At 69.1% G+C, this 9378-nt stretch carries 9 protein-coding genes and 1 riboswitch; of the genes, 6 read left to right on the forward strand and 3 right to left on the reverse strand.

What is annotated here, in order from left to right; genetic code table 11:
- Window position 1: 1 nt before the first annotated feature.
- Window positions 2-436 (forward strand): hypothetical protein, encoded by a 435-nt coding sequence (locus tag Y958_RS31695; RefSeq protein ID WP_145727914.1) that lies wholly within the window; start codon window positions 2-4, stop codon window positions 434-436.
- A 199-nt stretch (window positions 437-635) separates the two neighbouring features.
- Window positions 636-1136, forward strand: a complete 501-nt coding sequence (locus tag Y958_RS29100) for a response regulator transcription factor (RefSeq protein ID WP_088875426.1) — start codon at window positions 636-638, stop codon at window positions 1134-1136.
- 96 nt (window positions 1137-1232) lie between these two features.
- Here the strand turns inward: Y958_RS29100 and Y958_RS29105 are convergent, their stop codons facing one another.
- A complete protein-coding gene (locus tag Y958_RS29105) occupies window positions 1233-1862 on the reverse strand; it encodes a histidine phosphatase family protein (protein ID WP_088875427.1) in 630 nt (209 codons plus the stop codon).
- 1 nt (window position 1863) lies between these two features.
- Window positions 1864-2028, forward strand: a riboswitch (cobalamin riboswitch).
- A gap of 33 nt (window positions 2029-2061) precedes the next feature.
- Between Y958_RS29105 and Y958_RS29110 the strand changes: the two genes are divergently transcribed.
- The 3 genes from Y958_RS29110 to Y958_RS29120 all read left to right on the forward strand — a co-directional run bounded on the left by Y958_RS29110 (window position 2062) and on the right by Y958_RS29120 (window position 4084).
- The gene (locus Y958_RS29110) at window positions 2062-2280 is read left to right on the forward strand and encodes a CbtB domain-containing protein (protein WP_004274006.1); all 219 of its coding nucleotides are present in this window, start codon (window positions 2062-2064) and stop codon (window positions 2278-2280) included.
- Window positions 2281-2301: 21 nt separating this feature from the next.
- Window positions 2302-3126, forward strand: coding sequence for a CbtA family protein (locus tag Y958_RS29115; RefSeq protein ID WP_088875428.1), 825 nt, complete (start codon window positions 2302-2304; stop codon window positions 3124-3126).
- Between the two features lie 103 nt (window positions 3127-3229).
- Complete coding sequence (locus Y958_RS29120) at window positions 3230-4084, forward strand: EamA family transporter (RefSeq protein WP_088875429.1); 855 nt, start codon at window positions 3230-3232, stop codon at window positions 4082-4084.
- Between the two features lie 22 nt (window positions 4085-4106).
- On the opposite strand, the gene Y958_RS29125 is transcribed toward Y958_RS29120, so the two are convergent.
- Complete coding sequence (locus tag Y958_RS29125) at window positions 4107-6485, reverse strand: YbcC family protein (RefSeq protein WP_088875430.1); 2379 nt, start codon at window positions 6483-6485, stop codon at window positions 4107-4109.
- Window positions 6486-6511: 26 nt separating this feature from the next.
- Window positions 6512-8053: a proton-conducting transporter transmembrane domain-containing protein gene (locus Y958_RS29130; RefSeq protein ID WP_088875431.1), complete on the reverse strand. Its 1542-nt coding sequence runs from the start codon at window positions 8051-8053 to the stop codon at window positions 6512-6514.
- 120 nt (window positions 8054-8173) lie between these two features.
- Between Y958_RS29130 and Y958_RS29135 the strand changes: the two genes are divergently transcribed.
- Window positions 8174-9070, forward strand: coding sequence for a LysR family transcriptional regulator (locus tag Y958_RS29135; protein ID WP_088875432.1), 897 nt, complete (start codon window positions 8174-8176; stop codon window positions 9068-9070).
- The last annotated feature ends 308 nt before the right edge of the window (window positions 9071-9378 follow it).

Genomic DNA, 9378 nt, shown 5'->3' on the forward strand with positions numbered 1-9378 from the left:
TATGACGCCGCACGACTGCCCTTCTGGTGTGATAGATATTTCTGTTTGCATTGAATGGAATGCCAGAAAATTGAAATATGTCTGGTATTACAATGGAATGTCGGCAAAAAATTTCTCTATTAGAGTGCCTGCTAGTGTTGGTCGCATCAGATTTGTGTTTGATAAGGTAACAGAAGGTAATTTTAAATTTACCAAACCCGGGATTGTGGGATTGCCAAAAAGTAATCCTTTCCCTGACGCGACTGCGATTTCACCCGATATTGAGGATGGAATCATCACATTTTATAATACGCAGCAGAACTGCGGGTATGTGAAGGTCGCCGCAATTACCCTTAACGCGGAGCTAATTGCTTCGAATGGGGAGGTGAGGCTCTCGTCAGATCCAGAAATGACCAATACAGGTGGTGAAGCTGTCCCCCCTTCTTGCGGTCATTGATTAGGCGACAGTCAGTACGGCCTGGGCTTGCCATAGCCCAGGCCGCCTTCTTTCCAAAGACAGTCGCCCGCCAAATAAATTTCCAAATCAAATCAATATTTTATCATCGGCAAGATAACAGAAGGAAGAATTCTTCCGCCTGCTGGCAAGGTGGTTGGGCCGTTGGCGCGGGGGGCGTCACGGCGACGACAACCCGCCCATGAGCCAGCACATCATGAACCGCTATACCGCCCGAGAGCGCCAAGTCCTGGACCTGACCGGACAAGGCCTGACCAGTTCTGAGATCGCCGCCACGCTGGGTGCCTCGGAACTGACCATCCGCAAGCACCGTTCCAACATCATGCGCAAGGCGGGGCTGACCTCGACCGCGCAACTGATCGCCTACGCCCGGGGTGTCACGGCGCCGCAACTACCGCCGCCACCGTTGGCTTGGGATGTCCTGGGGCCGCGCGAGGCGGAGGTGGTGCGCTACGTCGCGGCCGGCCTCACCAGCAAGGAAATCGCCCGCCTTATTGATATCAGCCCACGCACTGTCCAGAAGCACCGGGAACGCGCGGGTGAAAAGTTGGGGGTGCATACACTTCAGGAAATCATCATCCGGGCCCAGTCGTCGCCGGACGTCCGGTCCGCCAATCAGCTCGGGCCTTCGCCAGGCGAAGGCGGAAGCACCCCGAACTGTGATTCCGTCTGTCGAGCGTGAGTGAACATCACGAAGGATCGGGCTGCCCGGATCTCCATCTCGGCGGGGGAAGGTCCGGAACCGCAGCCAACCCCAGCCGATGACGCCGCCAGGCTTTCATGCCGGGTGGCGTAAAGGCCGGGGCAGGGTCAGCGCGTCCACTCCCGTGGCGCGCACGGCCCAGCGCCGGTGCCAGCGCAGATCGGTCAGCGACAGCGGCGCGATGTCCAGCCGCCAGAAGGCTCGCGGCGGCGCCTCCAGCACGACGGCCACCGCCATGCGGATCACGGCCGGGTGGGTGACGGCCAGGGTGTGCCCCTCCGCCGTTCCATGCTCCAGCCACCGCGCCACCCGCGCCCGCAGCTGCGCCAGCGACTCAGCCCCATGGGGGCGGGCCTCCGGATCGCTCAGCCAGACCCCTACCGCGTCCGCCTCATGGGCCGATAGGTCGGCCAGGCTGCGGCCCTGCCAGGCGCCCACGTCCAGGTCGGCCAGGGCCGTGTCCTCATGCGCCTCCACACCCAGGGCGCCGGCCAGCGCGTCCGCTGTCTGCCGTGCGCGGGTTTCAGGCGCCGTCCACAGGCGATCGACCTTACGCAGGGCGCGCACCTCCGCCAGCAGGGCGGCTTGGGCCAGGCCGGCTTCCTCTGCCGCTTCGTCTGCGCGTGGGAAGAGGGCGTCACGCTGCGCCCGGGTGGGGGCGTGGGCGAGCAGGGTCAGGCGGCCAATGACATTGGGGGCTGTCATGGAGATAGTCCTTGAATGCGGTGCGGCCCCTCCCTACCATCAACGGATCGCCCGCGCATGGGGGAAGCCGGTGCAAATCCGGCACGGTCGCGCCACTGTAACCGAACGCCCAGGCCTTTCCAGGGCGTGCGGAAGCCAGACCCCCCGTCGCATGACACAGACCGCATACGGGACGCGTAATCCCAGGGAGCGTTTTTTCATGGCCCATGCCACCACTCATTCCGGCACCCCCGCCGTTGCCCTGCCGGTGATCTCCGCCGCTGAACTGCTGCCCTGGGCCGTGTTCGGCGGGCTGCTGCTGGTGCTGATGGTCTATTTCGTGGGGGCGGAACAGGGCGCCACCTCCCTGATCCAGGGCCGTGAGGTGCATGAGTTCGTGCACGACGCCCGCCACCTGCTGGGCTTCCCCTGCCACTGAGGCGGGTGGACCCTCGACATCATGGTTGGAATTTATCTCGCCCGCGGGATGCTCATCGGCATCCTGGCGGGTTTGTTTGCCTTCGGCGTGGCCACGCTGATCGGCGAGCCGCCAGTCGAACGCGCCATCGCCTTTGAAGCATCCCAGGCCACGGGGGGTCATGAGCATCATGACGCGGCCGCCACCATTGACACCGTTGAGGCCGGGCACAGCCATCATCATCATGACGCCCAGGCGGCGGATGAGGGGGAGGAGCTGTTCAGCCGCGGCACGCAGGGTGGCTGGGGCCTGCTGACCGGCTTGCTGGTCTATGGCGCCGCCGTGGGCGGGCTCTTCGCCCTGACCTATGCCTACGCCCAGGGTCGCATGGGCACCCTGGGGCCGCGTGGCCTGGCCGCCGCTCTGGCCCTGTTGGGTTTCCTGGCCGTGGTTCTGGTGCCGGCCTTCAAGTATCCGGCCAATCCCCCGGCGGTGGGCGACCCCGACACCATCCAGCAGCGCACCGCCCTGTTCTTCATCCTGCTGATCCTGTCCGTCGCCGCCATGGCGGCGGCCGTGGTCACGGCCCGCCGGCTGGCCGCCCGCTGGGGCACCTGGAACGCCGGCCTCGCCGGCGGCGCCCTGTTCCTGGCGGTCATGGTCGTGGCGGGATATGCCCTGCCCGAAGTGAACGAGGTGCCGGAGACATTCCCGGCCCAGCTGCTGTGGCGTTTCCGTATCGCCTCCTGGGGCATCCATGCCGCCCTGTGGGCGGCCTTGGGCTTGGGCTACGGCTGGCTATGCGAACGGGCGCAGTCCCGTGATCTTCAGGCCCTGCGCCGGGGTGACCGGCCGGCGCTGTTCTGACGTCGATAATGCCACGCCGGGCAGCCATTCATGACCGGTCGATGACAGCCGCCCGACGCCAACCGTAGAAATGGACGGTCCCGTCGCAGGATCGCTCCATCCCATGTCCATCGCCGTCTTCGCCATCGTCCTGTTCGCGGCCCTGCTGCATGCCACCTGGAACGCCCTGGTGAAGGGGGCGGGGGACAAGCTGATGGCGGCCGTCCTGGTGGCAGGCGGCGCGGCCCTCATCGCCATCGTGACGCTGCCCTTCCTGCCCCTGCCGGCGGCGGCCAGCTGGCCCTATCTGGTGACGTCCAGCGTCCTGCAGATCCTCTATCTGACCCTGGTTGCCCGCGCCTATCACGTCGCGGACATGAGCCAGACCTATCCCCTGATGCGGGGGACGGCGCCGCTGCTGGTGGCGCTGGTCAGCGGGCTGTGGCTGCATGAGGCGCTGTCCCTTCACGCCCTGCTGGGGGTCGGTGTGATCTGCGCCGGCATTCTCAGCATGGCGTGGGTGGGCCGGCGCGGTGGGGCGGGCCTGACGGACGGCGGCACCACCGGCACCCGCCTGGCACTGCTGACCGCCGTGGTTATCGCCGGTTACACCCTGGTTGACGGCCACGGCGTCCGCCTGTCGGGCGCGCCCGCGTCCTATGTGCTGTGGGGTGTGCTGCTCAATGGTCTGCCGCTGGTGGCTTGGGCGTTGCTGGCCCGGCGCCGGATCTTCCTGCAGCATGTCGTCCGCCAGTGGCCGCGGGGCCTGGTGGGCGGCGCCGGCACCCTGATCTCCTACGGCCTGGCCCTGTGGGCCATGACGGTGGCGCCCGTCGCCGTCATCGCCGCCCTGCGCGAAAGCTCCATCTTGTTCGGCACCGCCATCGCCGGCCTGGTGCTGAAGGAGCGGGTGGGTCCTCGCCGCCTGGCTGCTGCCTGCCTCATCGCCGTGGGCGCCATGGTGTTGCGCCTGGCGTGAGGCGGGCGGCGGAATGATCGCGTCAGGCGGCCCGGGCCAGTCCGGCCTCGTCCCAGCCGGTGCCGCGATGCCAGCGCGCGGTGATACGCCCGCGTTCCAGGGCGAACAGGGTCAGCCAGCCGTTGTCGAACAGCGCCCGCACCTGCTCGTGGCGGGCCAGCACCTCGGCGATGGCGTGCTGCGGCGCCTCCACCAGGACCGACAGGCGCAGGGGCGCGTGGACCAGGCGCTCTCCGTCGTGGACGGCTTGCCAGGGCAGGCCGGTGCGCAGCATGCCGCCGTTGCCCTCCACCACGCCGATGCCGGCGGTGACATTGTGGATGAGCTTGTCCCCGCCGCCGAACAGCGTGGGTGCCACGGCCGACCCGTAATATTGCAGGCCGATCCAACTGGCCACCACCACCGGCGCCGTCAGGATCAATTCCAGGGTGGCGAAGTCGCGATCCTCCCGCCAGTCGTAGGAATGGAGGAAGGCCCGGCCCTTCAGGTCGCCGGAGGCGGTCACGGCGCGCGGGGCGGCGACGAAGGCGGCACACCCGGCCAGCCCCCATTCCGGCCGGATCCCCGCCCAGTTGCGGGCGCGGGCCGACAGTGACGCCGCGCTGGCGCCGGGAAGGCGGGCCGCCCGTTCCTGGCGCACCTGGCGCCCCGTCCGGTCCAGCCAGTCGCGGGCGCGGCGGATGTCCGCCTCATGATCTCGGCCGGCGCCATCGGTATAAAGGGTGACGCGATCGGTCACCGTGTCATGCAGGCCGGCCAGGAACAGGGTGTCGGCCGGCAGGTCGATGCCATGGGCGGGCAGGCCCGCCCGCGTCTCCGGATCGTTCAGCAAGCCCGCCAGCAGGCGGGCGGAGACGTCGCCCGGATGACCACCGCAGGCGCCGCAGTGATAGGCGCTGTGGTGCGGATTGTTGTGCAGCGTCGCGCCATGGCCGATCAGCAGCACCAGCCGCGCGTGATCCTGGGTCAGCGACATGGCCTTCAGCACCTGTGCCGCAGTCGCCGCCTTCACATCCACCGACAGGGCGGGCGTAAAGGCCGGCGCCGGGTCGGTCGCCAGCGCCCGGCCCAGCCCCAGGGCGTCGCGCAGCAGCTTCGCGGCGTACAGCGGCCCCGCCGACTCCACGAAGGCGAAGGAGGATACCGCCGCCTGGCGGAACCGTCCCAGCGCGCGGGCGGCGCGGGCGGCGATGCGCCGCCGCCGGTCCTGGGCGGGTGGCAGGGGGATGCTGGAGTGCAGGCGGGGCGGCAACAGGACGGGCAGCCGTGCCTCCCTCAGGTCGGACGCGGCCGGACGGTGGTCCACGGCCAAGCCGAAGAAGCCGGCGAAGCCCAGCGTGCCGATACCGGTGTCCTGGCTTTCCAAGGCCCGGCGGAACGGCTCCGATCGCACGTCGATGCAAAACGCTGCCTGCAATAAGGGCCGGTCCCCGGGGGTGGCCGTATCAGCTCCCCGCAGCACCGTGTCCAGCTCCCGCTGATAGGCCATTTCCGTCGCGTGCTGCAGGATGGTGTCGACCACCAGGTCGGCATTCGGCGTCACCGGCTGCGCGTGGGCAGCCAGCACCTCCGCCCAGGCCGGGGCCACCGCCGGCACATGGGCCAGCAGGGCCTCTTCCCACACCAGGCGGATGGCCAGAAGGTCGGCCAGCGTACCTTCGCCATCGTCCGCCAGCTCGGCCTGCCACTGCAGCCAGCGCGCATGCTGGGCCCAGCCCCCAAGGTCGGTCAGCAGCCGGTGGAAGGCCGTCTCCGCCGCGTCGGCCGTGAGGTCCAGCGCGGCGGCGGCGCGCAGCAGGGCGCGGCCTGGGGTGTCGGGGCAATTGGCGACATGACGGCAGAAACCCGTCAGGCCGGCCAGCTCGGGCGTCAGGTCATGGATTGCCCATTCCCGCCAGGCGGCGAAGGCCGATGATCCCGGGGCCGGCGTCCACAGGGCCTGTCCCCGGTCGAAATGACCCGCCGCCCACAGCCCCAGGCAGCGGCGGATGATTGCGGGCCAGTCGGTGCCGGTGGCGCGCGCCGCCAGATCCGCGATGGTGGGCAACGCCTGCGGCGCGGGCTGGTCCTGATGGGCCAGTGCCGTCAGGGTGGTCCCGTCGGCCGGCTTGCCCGGATGGGGGCAGGCGGCCAGTGCCGCCGCCAGGTCGCTGGCGGTGATCTCCCCCGTGGCGATCATGGCGGCGTAATCCGCGCGGCTGCGGGTCAGGCGGACCCCGGCGACACGGGCCAGCCGGGCGGCGGCCTGCGCCAAATCTTCCCCGGTCTGGCCCAGAAAGGGATTGACGGCCACCGTGGCGTTCAGGGGAAAGGCGGGCGGGATGGCGCGCATCGCCGCCTCGGCCGCCGCGAACAGGGCCTTGGCCGGTGCCGGCGCGATGTCGGGCTGATCGTGGAACATGGTGTCGTCTCCCGTAGTGACGGTCGTCAGGACCGGACGGCGCGGAAGCCGCCGATCAGCCGGTCGAGGGCGGCGTTGAGGTAGAACCCGTTGGCGATATGGACTCGCAGGCCCGCTGCCGCCGGATGGTGGGCCCAGTGGGGAAACAGCGCCTGCGCCACCGCCACCCCGCAGAAGGAGGTGACGGTCAGCCCGATCAGCGCCCATTCCAGCGCCCCCGCCACCGGCGGGGCGGGCAGGGTGCCGCCGGCGGCATGCACCGCCAGGGCCTGCAGCCCGAAGTAGGAGAGGGTGACGGCGGTGGAGGCGGCCAGCGTGCGCTGGGTCAACGCCCGGGGTGCGGCGTCCGCCAGCCCCTGCGCCACCAAATAGGCGACGCCGGACACCAGGATCAGGCCCAGGGCCAGCGCCTGCGGTGACTTCGGCCCGGCCAGCAGGGTGAAGCCGACGGCGGCGAGGCCGTAAAGGGCCAGCGCCAGCCCGAAGGCGCGGATCACCGCTCCGACGCCGGGCGCTGCCACCGGACCCGGGCGCCGGGTGGCCTGCACCGCCCGGATGGCCCCGCCGGAGGACAGGAAGGCGTGCGCCTTATAGAGCGAATGCGCCAGGATGTGCAGCATCGCTACCGGCCACAGGCCCAGCCCGCATTGCAGCAGCATGAAGCCCATCTGTGCCACCGTGGACCAGGCCAGGGCCGTCTTGACCGCGCTTTGTGTCAGCATGACCAGGGCGCCGAACAGGGCAGTGAACCCGCCCAGCATCACCAGTGCCGCCATGGCCCCCGGACTGGCCTGCACCAGCCAGGCCAGGCGGATCAGCAGCAGCCCGCCGCTGTTGATGATGCCGGCATGCAGCAGGGCCGACACAGGCGTCGGCGCCTCCATCACCTCGGTCAGCCAGCCATGCAGGGGGAAGGCGGCCGTCTTCAGCAAGGCGGCCAGGACCAGCAGGCCCGCGGCCCCCTCAGCGGCCGGGGGAAGTGGCGCCATGCGGGCGGCGGCTTCGATTGTCGCGATGTCCATGGTGCCATAGGCCAGCCACAGCAGGCCGGTGGCCAGGATCAGCGCGGCGTCGCCGGCCCCCCAGACCAGGGTGAATTTCGCGGCCGCGCGCCGCGCCGGCGCCCGGTCGGGGAAGAACAGCAGCAGCTGGCGCAGCACCAGGCCGATGGCCGCCAGCGCCGGCACCAGCAGCGCCAGGCTGCCGGCCTGCACCTGCAGCAGCACCAGGCCCAGCACCGTCAACATCAGGGCATGGAACCACCCCTCCCGGGCGGCGCCGTCCATATAGGTGCGGCTGTAGCGGACCACCACCCAGCCGATGAAGGCGACGGTCGGCGCCACCAGGGCAGTGACGACATCCAGGCGCACCAGCGGCCCGTCATACCCCACTCCCTGGCCCACCCCCAGGAACGCGAACCGCGCCGCGCCGGCCAGGCACAGCGCCAAGGCGGCCAGTGCCGCCCCCTCGGCGATCAGGGGAATGGGCCGGGGGCGCCGGCCGGGGCGCAGCAGGGCGATGGCTGCCGCGGCCAGCAGCACGGCCGGGGCAAGGCTCGACAACGGCATCGAACTCTCCAGGGAAACGCGGCCCAGGACTGGAACGCAGGCAGGAGATAGCTCTTGCTCGAATTCCAGAAAATTACATCTTTTAAAGAAGTACGTTCTATTTATTGGAATGGTCTCGGCATGGCTTCACTCAACTTGCACCATTTGCGCCTGTTTCGCGCCGTCGCCGCGGAGGGCACCGTGACCGGGGCCGCCCGCCAGTTGAACCTTTCCCCCTCCGCCCTGTCGACCCAGCTGCGCACGCTGGAGGACAGCCTGGGCCACCCCCTGTTCGAGCGCCGGGGGCGCGGCCTGATCCTGACGGAGGCGGGACGCATCGCGTTGGACCATGCGGTGGCGATCTTCCGTTTGGCGGAGGACCTGTCCGCCACCTTGCGCAATGCCGGGGGCGGACAGCGCGCGTTGCGCGTCGGGGCGCTCGCCACCCTGTCGCGAAACTTCCAGATCGGCTTCCTGCGGCCCCTGCTGGGCAGGCCGGATGTGGAGATCGTGCTGCGTTCCGGTTCCCAGGGCGAACTGCTGCGCGGGTTGGACAGCCTGGCGCTGGACGTGGTGCTGACGAACCTGGCCCCGCCCCGCGATGCCGCCAGCCCCTATCTGATCCATCGCCTGGACGAGCAGGTGGTCAGCCTCATTGGCACACCGGCCCGGCTGCGCCCCACCCAGGGAGACGACTCCGGAAGCGGCGTCCCCCTGGCAACCCTGCTGACCCGCCATCCTCTGATCCTGCCCACCCCGGAAACAGCGCTACGGGCGACGTTCGACGCGCTGGTGGCGCAGCTGGGCATCCCGGTGCGCATCGCCGCCGAGGTGGACGACATGGCCATGATCCGTCTCATGGTGCGTGAGGACGCCGGCTTGGCCGTCATCCCCCCCATCGTGGTGCGGGACGAGTTGAGCAATGGCGAGTTGGTGGAGGCCGGGCGCTTACCCACCGTGGTCGAAAGTTTCCTGGCTGTGACACTGGAGCGCCGCTTCCCCAACCCGCTGCTGGCGGAGTTGTTGGCCAGGGGCTGAGGAAGGTCCGTCAGGCTGGTGGATCGGCGCGATCAAATGACCCACTGGTCCCAAAGTAATCGACCGGTCGCGGTGCTGATCGGCGTCAAAACCGCATGCCGATTTTTGGCCCCGGGCGGGCCACCTGCGGCGACCCTGCGCAACGATTGATGATGCCCCGTGAGCAAGGACACGCTGCTGCGGTTTGTCGCCGAGTGGCCAACCGCTGGTGCCAGGTTGATCAGATTGGGGCCGAGGCCCTAAGCCGCACGCCATCGGCCCGAACCATCGCCCGGCTCATGACCTCAGGACGGGACGCTCTGACCGAA

Source organism: Nitrospirillum viridazoti CBAmc, from assembly GCF_000730165.1.
GTDB lineage: Bacteria > Pseudomonadota > Alphaproteobacteria > Azospirillales > Azospirillaceae > Nitrospirillum > Nitrospirillum viridazoti.